We start from the raw sequence: 17,830 nt of genomic DNA, 5'->3' as shown, positions 1-17,830 counted from the left end.
TGCCTCAGCCTTGAAAACGAAACTGGCCCGGGTGGGAGACCGGGCCAGCCTTGATTGATCGGAGGTTAATCAGATCAACTTGATATTAGAAGTTACGCTGGAAGCGGATTTCGCCAGCCCAGGTGTCTTCGTTCAGGCTGTCGTAGTTGACGTAGGTGACTTCCGGCTCGATGGTCAGGCCCTTAACCGGGGTGAACTTCACGTTCGTCGTAGCTTCGAAGGTCTTCAGGTCGTTGTAAGCGAGCTGAACGTTCCACTTGAGCTTGTCGTTAAGCGGAACGCCAACGCCACCCCAAACTGCCCAGTCGCCCCAGCCTACACCAGCGCCGCCAGCAGCAGCGTACTTGTTCAGCTTGTCGCCGTCGGTGTTCCAGCCGCCCATGACGAAGGCCTGAACGCCAGCGATGTTGGCGTCGAGGCGAGCCTTGATAGCGCCTTCTTCGACAACCGAGTCGTAGCCGCCAACAACCTTGAAGCCGAACTGCTTGGTCGTGTAGCCGAAGCCGAGGACGCCGTCCGGAGCGTAGTGGTTGGAGCTGTCTTCGCCGTTAACGCCCTTTGCGCCAGCGCCGGAGTTGTTGTCTTCAACCGAAGCTACAGCCGTGAAGCCGTTGCCAGCGTCGTAGGTGTAGGTGATCTGGTTCAATTCGTCGGTCGAGTTGATACCGTATTCGATCACGTCGTCGTTGATGACGTCGCCGGCGTAGCCGAGGTAGGACGAATACTGCGAGTCAGCCTTACCAACCAGGAAGCCGCCGAGGCTGATGTTGCCCCAGAGGAGCTTTACAGTCGTGGCATTGCCTTCGCTCCAGTCGAAGCGATAGGTCTGGTCGGTCTTCAGAGCACCCCATTCCGTGTCGGTAGCGGTGTCCATGCTGAACTGGTTACGCGTATGCCAGAAGGTACCACGGCGATATGCGGACTGGCCCTCAACAGCGTAAGCGTTACCCCAGGTACCTTCGGTACGGATGTAACCGCCGAACTTAAGGCAGGTCTCGGTACCAGGAATGTAGAAGTAGCCAGCGCCGTAGGCATCGCAGATGCGAACGTATTCGAGCGGCTCCGGCTCGGCAGCAACAACAGCGTCGGCTGCATGAGCACCGGATACTACTGCCAGAGCGGCAGCGGAGCCGAGAAGAAGGCTCTTGATGTTCATAGTAACTCCAGTTCTTAAAATAATTAGGTATGAGAATTGGCGTCTGCTTTGACGTACCTACCCTACCCCGGTTCAATGGATCCCTTGCGGGAGAACCAAGACGCTCCGGCCTTGTTTCCGAAGCTGAAATTACAGATCGAATTTTACAGAGCAATATCAACGGCAGACTATAGCGTCATATGACAGCGCGTTTGGAATATCGCGTTGCACAAAAAACACGTCACATAATTGTCACAAATAGAGAATGATAAGATATACTTAGTATCTAAGTCTAAAAACTGGAATATTGGGAAATAATATTGCACATAAATCGATTATATGCTTCTGTAGCACCTCAATATATACTTTTATACTACATTAGTATTCAATACTAAGCTAATTTATCTAATTCTTATTTATTGGCCGATTCGACTGCACGTGGGAGTGATTCTCGAAGAGAGTTCTCGATCGACGAAGAGTGTTCGCAAGCGACAAGGTACAGACCAAAAAAAAGCCCGGCTCGAAAGCCGGGCTTTTCCATTGGCCGAAGCCAACGATATTAGAAAGTACGTTCGAAGCGGAGGATACCGGAAACGGTGTCGTCGCTGATGAAGTCGTAGTGAACGTAGGTGATTTCCGGCTCGACGAGCAGGCCCTTAACAGGGGTGAACTTCAGGTTCGTCGTAGCTTCGAAGATCTTGCTGTCGCTGTAAGCGAGCTGCAGGTTCCACTTGAGCTTGTCGTTGAACGGAACGCCAACGCCACCCCAAACAGCCCAGTCACCGATACCGCACTGCGATTCTTCGACAGTACCGTCAGATCTCGTGCAAGCAGAAACGTTCTGGTTGGTGCCGGCATACTTGTTCAGCTTGTCGCCGTCCGTATTCCAGGTACCCATCAAGAAGGCTTCTACGCCACCGAACTTGGCATCGAAGCGAGCCTTGATAGCGCCTTCTTCGACGATCGAGTCGTAACCGCCAACAACCTTGAAGCCGAACTGGCCGGTCGAGTAGCCGAGACCAGCGACGACGTCAGGAGCGTAGTGGTCCGAGCTGTCTTCGCCGTTCGCGCCGGTAGCGCCAGGGCCAGAGTTGCTGTCTTCCAACGAGATCACGCCCGTGAAACCGGTACCGGAATCATAGTTGTAGGTGATCTGGTTCAGTTCGTACGGGCCGTCATAGATCACGTCGTCGTTGATGACGTCGCCGGCGTAACCAACGAACTGGTTGAAGTAGGAGTCCGTCTTACCGACGAGGAAGCCGCCGAGGCTGATGTAGGACCACAGCAGGTTGGTGCTGGTGGCGTTGCCGTCATTCCAGTCCCAACGGATGATGGTTTCCGTCTTCAACGCACCCCATTCGGTGTCGGTCGCGGTGTTGACGTTCAACTCAGCACGGGTGTGCCACTTGGTGCCCAGGCTACTGTCCGGGTTGTAAGCGTCGTACCACTGACCTTCGGTACGAACCTTGCCGCCGATCTTGAGGCAGGTTTCGGTGCCCGGGATGAAGAAGTAACCAGCGCCGTATGCGTCGCAGATGCGAACGTATTCCAGCGGTTCTGGCTCAGCAGCAACAACAGCGTCTGCTGCATGAGCGCCAGATACTACTGCAAGAGCAGCAGCAGAGCCGAGAAGAAGGCTCTTGATGTTCATATTGACCTCCAATCAAGTTTCAATCGGATCTGAGAACTTGCCCAAAGGCAATTCCCTGCCCCAGCTCCGTGTTTCAAGAAGTCGGACGATCAACGCCCTTGCTTCCGAAGTTGAAAATACAAGACGCCGTCCGTCACGCAATCGACATCTTGCTAGAACGGGGTGTTTGCCCAAGCCTTCCACAATTCCTGTTGCCGAAAGGACACAAGTCCATCATGCGGCCCGTCGCTTTCTTTATAGTTCGTTAAGAAAAGCCTTACGCGGCAGGAACTTAACCGGCTTCGGCAAGGGCGGGGCTTTCCATGAGCCGGACGCCAGCACTCTCAATCCCCCTGCCTTAAGGGACATCATAGCGGCCAAACGGGCCCAGCCGTGCCATCTTCCGACGGGAATTCACGGATCTGAACGCTTGTTGAGGCACGTAAACGCTTTGAAAAGCCGTTCGAGACGGATCCGATTCGGAGAATCAGCACCCTGTCTGCAACCATCTCGATTAGGCGCTGCCATATGGGCCGATCGACTTGGAAATCATGGTCGTTGGATTTGGTCAGTTGGGACTAGGTAGATAAGCGACGGAAAAAAGGCCCGGAGGGAAACCGGGCCTTCTCTCTTCTCTGATTGGAGGTCAATCTAATCAGGTCAGAAGTTGCGCTCGAAGCGGAGGATACCGGCAACGGTATCGTCGTTGATCGAGTCGTAATGGACGTAGGTCAGTTCCGGCTCGACGAGCAGGTTCTTGACCGGGTTGAACTTCAGGTTCGTCGTGGCTTCGAAGATCTTGGAGTCCGTGTAGGCCAGCTGCAGGTTCCACTTCAGCTTGTCGTTGAACGGAACGCCAACGCCACCCCACAGAGCCCAGTCACCCCAGCCGCAAAGCTCGGGACGGTCGGCCGGGCAAGCCGAGCGATCCTGGTTGGTGCCGGCGTACTTGTTCAGCTTGTCGCCGTCCGTGTTCCAGCCACCCATCAAGAAGGCTTCCACGCCGCCGAACTTGGCGTCGATACGAGCCTTGATGGCGCCTTCTTCAACGATCGAGTCGTAACCGCCGACAACCTTGAAGCCGAAGTTATCGACCTTATAGCCGAGACCCGCGACAACGTCAGGAGCGTAGTGGTTTTCCTTGTCGTCAGTCCACCAGCCGGCACCGTAGGAAGCCGAATCCGTGGATGTGGAGTTGCTGTCTTCCAGCGAGATCACGCCGGTGAAACCGGTGCCGCTGTCGTAGCTGTAGGTCAACTGGTTCAGTTCGTACGGACCGTCATAGATCACGTCGTCGTTGATGACGTCGCCGGCATAACCGATCCACTGGTTATACTGAGAGTCCGTCTTACCGACGAGGAAGCCACCGAGGCTGATGTAGGACCACAGCAAGTTGGTGCTGGTGGAGCCGCCGTCGTTCCAGTCCCAACGAACGATGGTTTCCGTCTTCAACGGACCCCATTCAGTGTCGGTCGCGGTGTCGACGTTCAACTCGGCGCGGGTATGCCACTTGGTACCAACCCGGCTGTTCGGATTGTAGGCGTCATACCATTCGCCTTCGGTACGAACCTTGCCGCCGATCTTGAGGCAGGTTTCGGTGCCCGGGATGAAGAAGTAGCCAGCGCCGTATGCGTCGCAGATGCGAACGTATTCGAGTGGCTCCGGCTCCGCAGCGACGACGGCGTCGGCTGCATGAGCACCGGAGACTGCTGCGAGTGCAGCAGCGGAGCCGAGAAGAAGGCTCTTGATGTTCATTTTAACTCCAATCTGGTGTCGATTGGGCATGAGAATTCGCGTCAGAGCGACGCGTCCCCCCCATCCCAGTCCTAGTTCCCTAAACAGACGAAGCACTAAGCTTCGCGTATGATTTGTGACCTTATGATCAGCCTATTGCAATATGTACTAAGGCGGACTGAGTGTTCTACAGGGCACAAGTGCGCGCGATGTTGCAAAAAGCACACAAACCGTGATCGCGGCGGGGCGACTTCTTTATATTCCCTTAAGATTGAGGAGGATGGCATGCGTTAGCCCGCACTTGCGCGGCGCGTCCGGTTGCCCTTCGAGGGCAGGATTCTGTCTGGAATGAAATTAGCCCGGTAAGAGATCAAGCTCAGTTGAAAGGCTGAAATGTCCGGGAAACAAGAATGGCGGAGAAGATGGGATTCGAACCCACGATACCCTCTCGGGTATACTCCCTTAGCAGGGGAGCGCCTTCGACCACTCGGCCACCTCTCCGGTGGGAGCCCTGATAGGGCCATTCGCCGGGATAATCAAGTTGCAATTTGCCGGCTGATAAATTTCCCCAAAAGCGACCTTAGACGAGAGGGCGCGAAGCTGCTTTGGTTGGGCAATATCCGATCAATAGCTGGGCGGTGTCCGATCTTCGTTGACGTCCGCCTGCCGGTAACGGCTGGAAAGGCGTTGGAGCGCTGCCGAGAATTCGGCCACATCCGCTCCGACAGCCACGAAACTCGCGCCAAGCTCCAGATAGCGGCGATTGAGCTTTTCGTCGAAGGTCAGGATACCCGCGGGCTTGCCGGCCTTCAAAATAGCAGCGATTCCCTTTTCTATGGCCGCCTGGACCTCAGGCGCGCCGAGATTGCCGGGAAAGCCCATGTCCGCAGCCAGATCGGCCGGACCTATGAAGACACCATCGATGCCGTCGATCGCAGCGATTCGTTCGATATCGGCCATCGCAGCGCGAGTTTCGGCTTGAACGACCAGGCAGATGTCGTCTTTGGCTCTCTCCGCATAGTCGGCGACGGTACCGAAACGCGATGCACGCGCGATCATTGCGCCCATGCCTCTGATGCCATCGGGCGGATATCTGACGGCGCGGACCAGCGCCTGCGCCTGTTCGGCAGAATCGACCATGGGAATCAGCAGCGAACGGGCGCCGATATCCAGCGCCTGCTTGATCATCCAGGTTTCGCCGACCGGCAGGCGAACCACCACTTCGGACGGCGATCCCTGCAGCGCCTGGAGCTGCGCCATGATGCTGCGGAGATCATTCGGGCCGTGCTCGCCGTCGACGACGAGCCAGTCGAAACCGGCATAGCCTGCGAGTTCGGCGGCATAGGCATCGGCCATGGCCAGCCAAAGTCCAATGATCGGGCGGCGGTCGCGCAATGCGGCCTTGAAGCCATTCGGCGGAAGGGTCATGGGCTTATCCAAGCAAGCTTTTGAGATCGGAGGCGGGGTCGGCAAGGACGGCACGGTCCGGATTGAGGCCGGTTTCCAACAGTTTCTTGCCGGTTACATAGGCACGGGCGTCGTTGATCGCATCGACGGCGATCAGCTTGCCCTCCCTAAAATACCAGACGGAGGCCGAGCCTTCGCGAGAGCCGGCGCGCAGCAGCGTCGAATCATAACCCTGGTTGAAGCCGGCGATCTGCAGTTTGACGTCGTACTGATCCGACCAGAACCAGGGGTTTGGGTCATAGGCTTCATTGCCGCCGGCGATGATTGCGGCGGCAGCCTCTGCCTGGTCGACAGCATTCTGCACCGATTCCAGGCGAATTCGCTCGCCGTTCCATGGCAATGCCGCACAATCCCCGACCGCATAGATTGCTGGATCCGACGTGCGGGCAAGCGAATCGACGACAATGCCGTTTGCGACCTCGAGACCCGCTTCCTTGGCGAGTTGATCGTTCGGCACGACACCGATACCGACAATGACGAAATCGACCTCGATCGTCGAACCATCGGAGAGCTCGGCGGCGGCGACGCGGCCATTGCGGCCGACAAGGTGTTTCAACCCGGTCTTTTCGCGGATGACCACATCGCGGTCCTGATGGATCACGCGCATGATATCGGCCGTTTCCTTGGCGGCGACACGCTGCAAGATGCGATCGCCCATTTCGATGACGGTGACCTCGAGGCCGCGATGGCGGGCAACGGCCGCCGCTTCCAGACCGATATAGCCGCCGCCTATTATAAGGACTCGGCGCCCCGCCCGCATTTCACCGGCCAGGAGATCGGCATCGCGCTTGTCACGGGCGACATAGACGCCGTCGAGATCGCCGCCGACGGCAGCCGGCAGGCTGCGCGGCGTCGAGCCTGTCGCAAGCGCCAGCGTCTCATATTCCAGCCGGGAGCCATCTTGGGTGATCACAATTTTCTTGTCGCGGTTGATCTGCTCGACCCAGGTGGAGAGGCGAATCTCGACATCATTATCGGCATACCAGTGCTCGGGCCGGAACAGCAGTCGATCGAAGCTCATTTCGCCAAGGAGATATTTCTTGGTGAGCGGCGGACGCTGGTAGGGAAGACAATCCTCGGCGCCGATGATGGTGATCGGCCGCGTGTCCTTCAGCGCCCTCAGTTTCGCAGCAAGCGCAAAACCCGCCTGCCCTGCCCCGACGATCACCAACCTGCCCGTCACGATCCGCACTCCTATATATAAGGAGAGGTTTCGCCCTTCGGCGCACCTTTCTCCCTCATTGCTGGCAGGCGTAACGCCTCTCCGGGAAGGCGTCAACCATGGGCGAGTTGTAAGGTAGGATGGGGATGGCCAAGGGCAATAAGCAATTAGCCGGCCAGCTGAAAATCAACCCGCGATCTCGATCCATCGCCTCTCCTGGAAGGATTGCGCCATGGCATGGACGGATTTTTCGATGCGCAGCCCGTTGGCAAAATCGACCGTCGATGAAGGCTTACCCGAAATGGCATGGATCAGTTCGTGGCATTCGATGATCTTCAGATCGTTGAAGCCGAGGCCGTGACCGGGTGCGGGAATGAAACGCTCATAGGGATGGTGGTCAGGTGCCGCCAATATCTTGCGGAAGCCCTGTTCCGTTCCTCGTCCGTCCGCCTGATAGAGTTCGAATTCGTTCATCCGCTCCTGATCATAGGCGATCGAACCCTTCGAGCCGTAGATCTGCAGGGCGATTCGGCCCTTGCGACCCCAGGCGGCGCGGTTCGCCATCAAAACAGCGGAGATGCCGCCGCCGAGCCGCATCAGCACGCTTGCCGCATCGTGATTCTCGACCGCTCGACGACCGCCTTCCTTCAAAGGACGATCCGCGTAGGGCTTCAGCATATCCGTGATGACAGCCTCGACATGGCCGAAGAGGAACCAGAGCAGCGACAGCGGATGAACGGCGAAATCATCGAGCGCGCCATAACCGGAAGACAGCTCGCTCTTCCAATAGAAGAGCGCCTCCGGATCGGCCATGAAATCCTCGTCCATCTCGACACGGACGTGGTTGACGGAGCCGATCGCTCCCTCGCCGATCAGCTGTTTGATGTGCCGCATGATCGGGTTCTGGATATAGTTGTAGCCGAGAACAGCGACCTTGCCCGAGGCCTTGGCAGCTCTAAGCATGCGTTCGGCGGCATCATAGGAAGGCGCCATCGGCTTCTCGCACCAGACATGCTTGCCGGCCTCCAAGGCAGCAATCGCCATTTCAGCGTGAAACTGATTCGGTGTGGTGACCGAGACGACATCGACCTCAGGGTCGGCGATGAGGGCGCGCCAATCGGCTGTTGCCTTCTCGAAGCCGAATTCGGAGCCACGTGCCGCTGCGAGTTCCGCGTTGGCTTCGGCGAGATGGACGAGCCTTGGGCGCTCCACGTCGCCGAAGACGGTCTTTACAGCATTCCAGGCCAGCGCATGGCATTTGCCCATGTAACCGGTCCCGATCAGCCCAACGCCCAACGGTTTCATGCATATCCTCCTCAAGCCCTCTCCGCTTTAATGCGATTTTTGGAATATTTGGACCGTTTTTACAAGATGGGATTCATCGCGTCGATGGCGCAAAGCGCCCGGATTTCGCGATTAATCACGACGATTCATAGACTTAAAAATATTCGTGCTGTGACCGTCGAAATCCGCTATGGTCAAAATATGGAATGTTTATTTCATTGATGGATGAAATTCGCGAAGGGCCAGCGATGGATAATGAGGTAAAGGCACAGCCGAAGGTGCCGCGTGATTTCGAGAGCCTGCGCAGCACCATCATCGAGCGAAAGAATGCGATGCCGAAGCGGCTTGCGCAGGTCGCAGCCTTTGCCCTCAGCAACCCCGACGAAATAGCCTTCGGCACGACAGCCAGCATCGCGGCGGCCTCCGATGTGCAACCCTCAACGCTTGTGCGACTGGCCCATCACTTGGGCTATGAGGGCTTTTCCGATCTGCAGAGCATATTTCGCGAACGCCTGCGTGACCGGACACTGAGCTATGAAGAGCGGCTGATTTCCCTGGAAGAGGCTGGCGGCGAGGACGAGGATGCCAATCTTCTTTCCGGCTTCATTACGGCAGCGAGCCAATCGATCAACCGGCTGGCCGCAACCGTCGAGACCGACACTTTCGCAAGGGCGGTCGACATATTGGCGGCGGCAGAAACCATCTATCTGATCGCCAAGCGGCGTTCTTATCCGCTGACGGCGCATATGACCTACGCCTTCTCGAAGCTGAATATCCGCCACCAGATCGTCGCCTCGCCCAACGGTGTCGATCCCGAGCTGGTGCAGTTCGCGACGCCTAAGGACGCGGCAATTGCCGCCAGTTTTTCCCCCTATGCGGCCGATAGCCTTGTTCAAAGCCAGGAGCTGGCGAACCGCGGGGTTCCCGTGATCGCGATTACCGATTCGGCCTTCTCGCCGCTTGCCGCCTGCGCCACGCATTGGTTCGAGATTGCCGAGGCGGATTTTGCCGGCTTCCGCTCGCTCTCGGCGTCCATGGCGCTCACCATGGCCCTGCCTGTTGCCATTGCCGAACGGCGGCGCAAACGTTCCGGCACAAAACACACTGCGCGGAAAATGGAATAAATATTCCGAATTGACAAAATATCGGAACCAATGTTTCATTATGCCAACCAGATGCAGACACCGGGAGATGTCTGCCGCGATCTTTACGGGAGGACATCATGGCGCCATCCAATCCCGGCTCCTCGCCGGAGCCGACCCTCGATGTGATCACCATCGGCCGTTCCTCCGTCGATCTCTACGGTCAACAAATCGGCTCGAGACTTGAGGATATTGCCAGCTTTGCCAAATCCGTCGGCGGCTGCCCGTCGAACATTGCGATCGGCACGGCGCGGCTGGGGCTCAAATCGGGTCTGATCACGCGTGTCGGCGACGAACAGATGGGCCGCTTCATCCGCGAGCAGGCGGCGCGCGAAGGTGTCGCGACCGATGGAATCGTCACGGACAAGGAGAGGCTGACGGCACTGGTGCTGCTGGCCGTCGAGGCGGAAGGCGTTTCGCCGATGATCTTCTACCGCAGCGACTGCGCCGACATGGCGCTTTGCGAGGAGGATATAGACGAGAGCTTCATCCGCTCGTCGGGTGCCGTGCTGGTATCGGGAACGCATTTCTCCAAGCCGAATACCGAGGCCGCGCAGCGCAAGGCAATCCGCATCATCAAGGCCAATGGCGGCAAGGTGATCTTCGACATCGACTACCGCCCAAACCTCTGGGGCCTTGCCGGCCATGCGGAAGGCTTCGAGCGCTACGTCAAATCCGACCGGGTTACTGAGAAGATGAAGGCGACGCTGCCGGACTGCGATCTCATCGTCGGCACGGAAGAGGAAATCCTGATCGCCTCGGGCGCCGACACCGTACTTAGCGCGCTCAAGGAAATCCGCCGCCTGTCATCGGCAACGATCGTGCTGAAGCGCGGCGCCATGGGCTGCATCGTCTATGACGGGCCGATTTCCGACAATCTCGAGGATGGCATTGTCGGCCAGGGCTTTCCGATCGAGGTCTTCAACGTACTCGGCGCGGGCGACGCCTTCATGTCCGGCTTCCTGCGCGGCTGGCTGAAGGGCGAACCCTTGAAGACCTGCGCCACATGGGCGAATGCCTGCGGCGCCTTCGCGGTCTCCCGCCTGCTCTGCGCGCCGGAATATCCGACCTGGGCGGAACTCGACTTCTTCCTGACCAAGGGAAGCAAGCACCGGGCGCTGCGCAAGGACGAGACGATCAACCACATCCACTGGGCTTCGACCCGTCGAGACGAGATTCCGCTGCTGATGGCGCTGGCGATCGACCACCGCTCGCAGCTCGTCAGCGTCTGCGACGAACTCAACGTGCCTTATGAGCGAATCGCCGCCTTCAAGCGGCTGGCCGTCGAGGCCGCCGCGCGCGTCGCCGATGGCCGCGAAGGCTACGGCATGCTGATCGACGAACGCTTCGGCCGCGACGCCTTTTTCGATGCCGCAACCAAGAACTTTTCCTGGATCGGTCGTCCGGTGGAACTGCCGGGCTCGAAGCCGCTGCGCTTCGAATTCAGCCAGGACATCGGCTCACAGCTGGTGGAATGGCCGACGAACCATTGCATCAAATGTCTCTGCTTCTATCATCCCGACGATCCGGCGGATCTCAAGCTCGAACAGCAGGAAAAGCTGCGCACGCTTTTCGAAGCGGCGCGCAAGGTCGGCCGCGAGCTGCTGGTCGAAATCATTTCCAGCAAGAACGGGCCTCTGACCGACGACACCGTTTCGACCGCCATGGAAGAACTCTATGCCCTCGGCATCAAGCCGGACTGGTGGAAGCTGGAGCCGCAGGCCTCGGCAGCGGCCTGGAAAAAAATCGATGCCGTGATTGCCAAAAATGATCCATGGTGCCGCGGTATCGTGCTGCTCGGCCTGGAGGCGCCGGCGGAGGAATTGTTGAAAGGCTTCGAGGCGACGCTCGCCGCACCCTCGGTCAAGGGTTTTGCCGTCGGCCGCACGATCTTTGCGGATGCGGCGCGGAGCTGGATGGCTGGCGGCATGAACGACGAAGAGGCGATATCAGATATGGCTGGGCGCTTCAGGCATTTGACGGAAGCGTGGCTTAGGACGCGCGGTTTGAATTGAGAATTTACCCTCCCCTTGAGGGGGAGGGTCGAGCGAAGCGAGGGGTGGGGTGATCTGCCGCGATCTCATACGTTGAGGCGTGTCACCCCCACCCGCGCGTTCCGCGCGACCTCCCCCCCTCAAAGGGGAGGTTAAGGCAAATAGAGTGAAGGTTCGGGAGGACCCGATGGGCAAGACGATCAGACTGACGATGGCGCAGGCCGTCGCACACTTCCTCGCCAAGCAGATGACCGTGATCGACGGCAAGACCGTGCCGATCTTCGGCGGCGTATGGGCGATCTTCGGTCACGGCAACGTCGCGGGCATGGGCGAAGCGCTCTACCAGGTTCGCGAGGAGCTCCCGACCTATCGCGCCCACAATGAACAGGGCATGGCGCATGCCGCAATCGCCTATGCCAAGGCGAGCTTCCGCCGGCGCTTCATGGCCTGCACGACCTCGATCGGTCCGGGTGCGCTCAACATGATCACCGCAGCGGGTGTTGCGCATGTCAACCGCATCCCCGTCCTCTTCCTGCCCGGCGACGTCTTTGCCAATCGCGCTCCCGATCCGGTGCTGCAACAGATCGAGGATTTCGGCGACGGCACGGTTTCCGCCAACGATGCCTTCCGCTCCGTCTCGCGCTATTTCGACCGGATCACACGGCCGGAGCAGATCATGTCGGCGCTGAAGCGGGCCATGCAAGTTCTGACCGATCCTCTGGATTGCGGCCCCGTCACGCTGGCGCTTTGCCAGGATGTCCAAGCCGAAGCCTTCGACTATCCCGAGAGCTTCTTTGCCGAGCATGTCTGGACGCATCGCCGGCCGCAGCCTGACGCCGATGAGTTGGCCAACGCCATCGTCTTGATCCGCAAGGCCGAACGGCCCGTGATAATCGCCGGCGGCGGCGTGCTCTATTCGCAGGCGACCAAGGAGCTGACGAGCTTTGCTGAAACGCACGGCATTCCCGTTGTCGTTACCCAAGCCGGCAAGTCAGCGATCGACGAACGCCATCCGCTGGCGCTCGGCTCCGTCGGCGTGACGGGAACCTCAGCCGCCAATGCGATTGCCGAGGAAACCGATCTTGTGATCGCGGTCGGCACGCGCTGCCAGGATTTCACGACAGGTTCCTGGGCGCTCTTCAAGAACGAAAAGCTTCAGATGATCGGGCTCAATATCGCCGCCTATGATGCCGTAAAGCACAATAGTCACCCCTTGGTGACCGATGCCCGCGAGGGGCTCAAGGCCCTGTCCGCCGGCCTCTCCGGCTGGAAGGCATGGCCAGCGCTCTCTGAGAAGGCCGCGAGCGAAAAGAAGGTCTGGATGGATGCCGCCGCCAAGGCGATGGCGCCGACCAATGCCGCCCTGCCCTCGGATGCGCAGGTCATCGGCGCTGTGTCGCGCACGATCGGTGGCGAGAATACGATCCTGCTCTGCGCCGCCGGCGGCCTGCCGGGCGAATTGCACAAGCTGTGGCCGGCCACCGCGCCGGGCAGCTACCACATGGAATACGGCTTTTCCTGCATGGGATACGAGATCGCAGGCGGGCTCGGCGCCAAGATGGCGCGGCCGGACAAGGACGTCGTCGTCATGGTCGGCGACGGCTCCTACATGATGCTGAATTCCGAGCTGGCGACATCAGTCATGCTCGGCCTCAAGATCACGGTCGTCCTGCTCGATAACAGAGGCTATGGCTGCATCAACCGGCTGCAGATGGCGACCGGCGGGGCCAACTTCAATAATCTGCTGAAGGATGCCCGCCACGAGATCATGCCGGAGATCGACTTCCGGGCACATGCCGCTGCAATGGGTGCGGTTGCAGTCAAGGTCTCCTCGATTTCGGAGCTGGAACAGGCGATCGAGGCTTCGAAGAAGAACGACCGCAGCTCCGTCATCGTCATCGACACCGATCCGCTCATCACCACGGATGAAGGCGGCCACTGGTGGGATGTCACCGTGCCCGAGGTTAGTCCTCGCGATGAGGTCAACAAGGCCCGTGCGGCCTATGAGAAGGCGCTGATGGCGCAGAAAATCGGCTAAATGGATAGCGTTAGCGCAAGGAGCCCCCTCATCCGCCCTTCGGGCACCTTCTCCCCACGGGGTCCGAAGGACGGGACGAGACCGGTGGCTCGTCCCCGGGTGGCGGCAGCCGGATGAGGGGGCCGCGCTCACTGATTTGAGAGAATGACGAGGAGAAATAGCAATGAAGGCCAAACTCGGCATGTCGCCCATCGCGTGGTGGAACGACGATCTTCCCGAACTCAGCGACGACGTCTCGCTTGAGGAATGCCTGCGTCAAAGCAGGAACGCGGGCTTTACCGGCATGGAACAGGGGCGCCGCTTTCCCAACAATCCGGCCGAGATGCTGCCGATCCTGCGCGCGGCCGATGTCACGCTCTGCGGCGGTTGGTTCTCGGGCACGCTCGTCAATGAAGAGCTGGCCGCCAACAAGGACCGCATCGCGCCGATGATTGAGCTGTTTAGGGCGGTCAACGCGCCCTGCATCGTCTATGGCGAAGTCGGCCGCTCGATCCAGGGCGACCGCTCGAAGCCGCTTGCCACCAAGCCGCGTCTTTCGGACGACGAGATGAAGGCCTATGGCCGCCGCGTCACCGAATTCGGCGAATGGTGCGCCGATCAGGGCATGCCGCTTTCCTACCATCATCACATGGCCGCGGTCGTCGAGACGGAGCCGGAACTCGATGCCTTCATGCGCAACTCAGGCGCCGGCATTCCGCTGCTGCTGGACGCAGGGCACCTCGCCTTTGCCGGCGGCGACGTGCTGCGCGCCATCGACAATCACCATGCCCGCATCAACCATGTCCACGTCAAGGATATCCGCCAGCCGGTCATCGATGGGCTGGATCGCAGCAGGCAATCCTTCCTCGACGCAGTGGCGCTCGGCGCCTTCACCGTGCCGGGCGACGGCTCGCTCGATTTCGGCGCGATCGTCAAGCGTTTCGCCGATTACGGCTATGAGGGCTGGTTCGTGGTCGAGGCCGAGCAGGATCCGCGCAAGGCGCCGCCGCAGAAAATGGCCGAGATCGGCCATGCGGAACTGATGCGGGTGATGACGGCTGCCGGCTATACGGTGGAGACGGAAGGGTTTCCGAAGGGGTGATAGGGTAACAAGCCCCCTCCCCAACCCCTCCCCACAAGGGGGAGGGACTTAATGCGCGGCGCCCTCTCGCCAAATTCGGGCCTCCTGCTGAATGCGACGTATCTGCGGGAATGCAGACAGTGCAGCGGGTTGGCCCCTCCCCCTTGTGGGGAGGGGTTGGGGAGGGGAATTTCTCGAAACAACTGAGGAGAAACACCCATGCCAAACCTCAAGGTAAGACCATCCGGCGCCTATGGCCGCGTCACGCATGTCACTCCGGAAAATGCCGGCTGGACCTATGTGGGTTTCGACATGCATCGGCTGAAAGCAAGCGAAACCGTGTCGGGCGAGACGGGCGAGCGCGAGGTCTGCCTCGTCTGGGTCAGCGGCAAGGGCACGGCGAAGGCGGGCACGCGGGATTTCGGCCTGCTTGGCGAACGCATGAACCCGTTCGACGGAGCGCCGCATGCGCTCTACATCCCGATGGAATCGACATGGACAGTCATCGCCGAGACGGATCTCGAGCTTGCGGTCTGCTCGGCGCCGGGCGGCGGCAGCTATGAGGCGAAGGCGATCCCGCCGGGGACGCATCCCGCGCTGACACGCGGCAAGGGCACGAATGTACGCCACGTCAACAATATCATGCCGGAGGATGACGGTTCGGCGCACTCGCTACTTGTCGTGGAAGTGATCACGCCGGGCGGGCACACCTCGTCCTATCCGCCGCACAAGCACGATCAGGACGACCTGCCGAACGAGAGTTTTTTGGAAGAGACCTATTACCATCGCCTGAACCCGCCGCAGGGTTTCGGCTTCCAGCGGGTCTATACGGACGACCGCTCGCTCGACGAAGTGATGGCGCTGGAAGACGGCGACGTGACGCTGGTGCCCAAGGGATATCACCCCTGCGCCGCCTGCCACGGTTATGATCTCTATTATCTCAACGTCATGGCCGGGCCGAAGCGCATCTGGAAATTCCACAATGCCGTCGAGCATGAGTGGCTGCTGAAGGCTTGATGAATGAGTTGCCGCGCCGAGCAGGCGCGGCTTTCTTTCAGGCCGGCAACAAACCATACCGCCAGCCGCGTGCCTTCGCGAGGCGCGAGAGCACCGTCGCGGCGATGACCAGCATGCCGCATTCCGCAAAGACCGGCACCATCCAGATGCCGATTTCGCCGAAGATACGCGGCAGCAGGAAGGTCAGCGGCAGTATGAAGACATAGGGCCGCGACAGGCCGAATATGGCTGCCCTCTTGGCATCACCGATCGCCTGGAAATAGCCTGACAGCACGATCATCTGGCCGAACAGGAAATAGGCGCCGACCGTCCAGGGCAGGATGCGCGAAACCTCGGCGATAAGGACGGGATCGGCAACGAAGATAGCGCCCAGCCGGGTCGCAAGACTTTCGACTGATAGCTCTACGGCGGCGCAATAGATGAGGGCCGACAGAAGCGCAATCTGCACGCTCCGCCCGACGCGGTCCATTCGCCCTGCGCCGAAATTATTGCCGCAGATCGTCTGGAAGGCGATGTTGAGACCGAGCAGCGGCAGGTAGGCGAAGGTCATGATGCGGGTGATGATGCCGTAGGCGCCGACGGTCGCGACATAGTTCGCGCTTTCGAAGAGCGACAGGTTGAAGATGACCGCCGCCGACCCCAGCGAGATGCCGATGAAGCCGAGGCTCATCGGCGCGCCAAGCGCGATGATCGCCTGCCATTCGCGCGGATGGAATGTCCTGATGGGGCGAAGTGCAGCGGCATGTCGCCAGCGGAAAAACAGGACGGCGGCAAGGCAGATCGCCTGCGCGGCAACGGTGCCGATGGCGGAGCCGGCAACGCCCCAATGCATGACGGCGATGAGGAACCAGTTCGCCAGGATGTTGAGCAGCGTCGAGGCGAGCGTGACCATCGTCATGAAGCCGATCCGTCCCTCGCATCGGAGCGCATCGATGTTGAGCGACAGGAAGAAGGCGACCGGCGAGGAAGCGATCATGACCGCCATGAACTGCCCGGCATAGGCCGCGACCCGGCCATCTCCCGCAGCCGCCGCCTCTATGATGGCGGGACCGATCAGCCAATAAACGGCGTTCAGCGCTGATATAACAAGGATAGCAAGGACATGGGCAGCGGCGAAGGTCTGGCGGGCAGCCTCACGATGCCCGGCGCCGAGCTGGCGCGCCAGGATGCTCGCCATGCCGTTCGACACCAGCGACTGCAGTGCCACCATCACCATCAGGCCGGGGAAGATCAGGGTGACGGCCGAAAGCGCATCCGGCCCGACATAGGCTCCCAGGAAATAGGCATCGACCACGGCGAAAAAACCGCTGATCGTGGTGATCAGGATAATCGGCGCTGCCGTGCGGGCAAAGACCTGCGGCAGCGGACCGGTGAGAAAGCTATTCTGTTCGGGATCGTCTCTCATTTTATGAAATCCATGTAATCGGCCTCCCGCGAAAGCGAGATGGTCGACGAAAACCACAGGTTGACGCAATTAGAGGTCGAGCACCAGATGCGGCACACCATTCGACGTCTTGCGCGGCGAAATGCCGTTCTCGTCGATCTGGGCGTTGATGCGCTGGCGGAAGGCCGAAAAGCTCTCGAAGGTCACCACATCCACGGGCTCGTCGAAGTGGATGGTGATCTTGTATTGGCCGCTGCCTGAAAGTTCCTGCAGGGCGAGCACCTTGCCGGTGAAGGGTTGGTCGAGATAGCGGCCCCGGATCTCTGCGCCGACCGAAATTCGGCTTGCCGGCGGCGTGTTGGGCTTGGCGGCGAGCGCCGACAGCGTGTTCCAGTCGCGCGCGCCATGTTGCTGCGCCAAGAGTTCAAGTGCGGCGCTATGCGATACGGGCGTGCCGCGATCGGTCATGGCCTGGCGCAAACGCTTGGCCTGCGCCTTGAGGTCGTCGATGGAGGGATAGAGAGTCGTCACGGATTCTGGCCTTTCAAGGCATGCCATTTCGACTTCGCAGGGAGCTCGCATTACCAACAGTCAGCATGCATCGGATTGGCTGTGACGTGTCTCAACAAGGCTTCACCATGGACTCTTCGTCCGCGAGCGGCAGGTGCCTTGAACCGACAGGTGATATGCGTGAAATAGCGGGCAATGTCAATTCAGCTCAGGATGAGCCATTTGCTCACCTTGGGATGGCTCATCTGCCTGTTTTTCCGACACCGGCCACAA

General features: G+C 59.6%; 13 protein-coding genes and 1 tRNA gene. 5 read left to right on the top strand and 9 right to left on the bottom strand.

Translation table 11 applies throughout. The features are described from left to right. Positions 1-85 precede the first annotated feature (85 nt). From DTW90_RS14710 to DTW90_RS14680, 7 genes are all read right to left on the bottom strand, one after another. Positions 86-1,156, bottom strand: coding sequence for a porin (locus DTW90_RS14710; protein WP_149339251.1), 1,071 nt, complete (start codon positions 1,154-1,156; stop codon positions 86-88). Positions 1,157-1,694: 538 nt separating this feature from the next. After that, positions 1,695-2,786 (bottom strand): porin, encoded by a 1,092-nt coding sequence (locus DTW90_RS14705; RefSeq protein WP_149339249.1) that lies wholly within the window; start codon positions 2,784-2,786, stop codon positions 1,695-1,697. Positions 2,787-3,425: 639 nt separating this feature from the next. Continuing rightward, positions 3,426-4,520, bottom strand: a complete 1,095-nt coding sequence (locus DTW90_RS14700; RefSeq protein ID WP_132517296.1) for a porin — start codon at positions 4,518-4,520, stop codon at positions 3,426-3,428. 390 nt (positions 4,521-4,910) lie between these two features. Beyond that, positions 4,911-5,000: transfer RNA gene (locus DTW90_RS14695), tRNA-Ser, on the bottom strand. A 123-nt stretch (positions 5,001-5,123) separates the two neighbouring features. Beyond that, the gene (locus tag DTW90_RS14690) at positions 5,124-5,927 is read right to left on the bottom strand and encodes an HpcH/HpaI aldolase/citrate lyase family protein (RefSeq protein ID WP_149339247.1); all 804 of its coding nucleotides are present in this window, start codon (positions 5,925-5,927) and stop codon (positions 5,124-5,126) included. A gap of 4 nt (positions 5,928-5,931) precedes the next feature. Continuing rightward, positions 5,932-7,149: an FAD-dependent oxidoreductase gene (locus tag DTW90_RS14685; RefSeq protein ID WP_149339245.1), complete on the bottom strand. Its 1,218-nt coding sequence runs from the start codon at positions 7,147-7,149 to the stop codon at positions 5,932-5,934. A gap of 165 nt (positions 7,150-7,314) precedes the next feature. Continuing rightward, positions 7,315-8,433, bottom strand: a complete 1,119-nt coding sequence (locus tag DTW90_RS14680) for a Gfo/Idh/MocA family oxidoreductase (RefSeq protein ID WP_149339243.1) — start codon at positions 8,431-8,433, stop codon at positions 7,315-7,317. Between the two features lie 227 nt (positions 8,434-8,660). Here DTW90_RS14680 and DTW90_RS14675 point away from each other — a divergent pair, with 227 nt between their 5' ends. The 5 genes from DTW90_RS14675 (at position 8,661) to iolB (ending at position 15,663) form a co-directional block, all read left to right on the top strand. Next, positions 8,661-9,536, top strand: a complete 876-nt coding sequence (locus DTW90_RS14675) for a MurR/RpiR family transcriptional regulator (RefSeq protein ID WP_132517304.1) — start codon at positions 8,661-8,663, stop codon at positions 9,534-9,536. A gap of 98 nt (positions 9,537-9,634) precedes the next feature. Beyond that, complete coding sequence (iolC, locus tag DTW90_RS14670; RefSeq protein WP_149339242.1) at positions 9,635-11,569, top strand: 5-dehydro-2-deoxygluconokinase; 1,935 nt, start codon at positions 9,635-9,637, stop codon at positions 11,567-11,569. 166 nt (positions 11,570-11,735) lie between these two features. Further along, positions 11,736-13,586 (top strand): 3D-(3,5/4)-trihydroxycyclohexane-1,2-dione acylhydrolase (decyclizing), encoded by a 1,851-nt coding sequence (iolD, locus tag DTW90_RS14665; RefSeq protein WP_149339240.1) that lies wholly within the window; start codon positions 11,736-11,738, stop codon positions 13,584-13,586. Between the two features lie 163 nt (positions 13,587-13,749). Next, positions 13,750-14,667: a myo-inosose-2 dehydratase gene (gene iolE / locus DTW90_RS14660; RefSeq protein WP_149339238.1), complete on the top strand. Its 918-nt coding sequence runs from the start codon at positions 13,750-13,752 to the stop codon at positions 14,665-14,667. 198 nt (positions 14,668-14,865) lie between these two features. After that, complete coding sequence (gene iolB / locus DTW90_RS14655; RefSeq protein ID WP_149339236.1) at positions 14,866-15,663, top strand: 5-deoxy-glucuronate isomerase; 798 nt, start codon at positions 14,866-14,868, stop codon at positions 15,661-15,663. A 37-nt stretch (positions 15,664-15,700) separates the two neighbouring features. Here iolB and DTW90_RS14650 read toward each other — a convergent pair whose 3' ends face one another. Together DTW90_RS14650 and DTW90_RS14645 are read right to left on the bottom strand one after the other, a co-directional pair. Then, entirely contained in the window at positions 15,701-17,068 is a 1,368-nt protein-coding gene (locus DTW90_RS14650) for an MATE family efflux transporter (protein WP_149339234.1), read from the bottom strand. 69 nt (positions 17,069-17,137) lie between these two features. Further along, entirely contained in the window at positions 17,138-17,578 is a 441-nt protein-coding gene (locus tag DTW90_RS14645; RefSeq protein ID WP_149339232.1) for a glyoxalase superfamily protein, read from the bottom strand. Between the last annotated feature and the right edge of the window lie 252 nt (positions 17,579-17,830).

The organism is Neorhizobium sp. P12A (assembly GCF_008365395.1).
In the GTDB taxonomy this organism is placed as follows: Bacteria; Pseudomonadota; Alphaproteobacteria; order Rhizobiales; family Rhizobiaceae; genus Rhizobium.
Note: the sequence above shows the minus strand (reverse complement) of the source record. Positions and strands in the feature narration are given on the sequence as shown.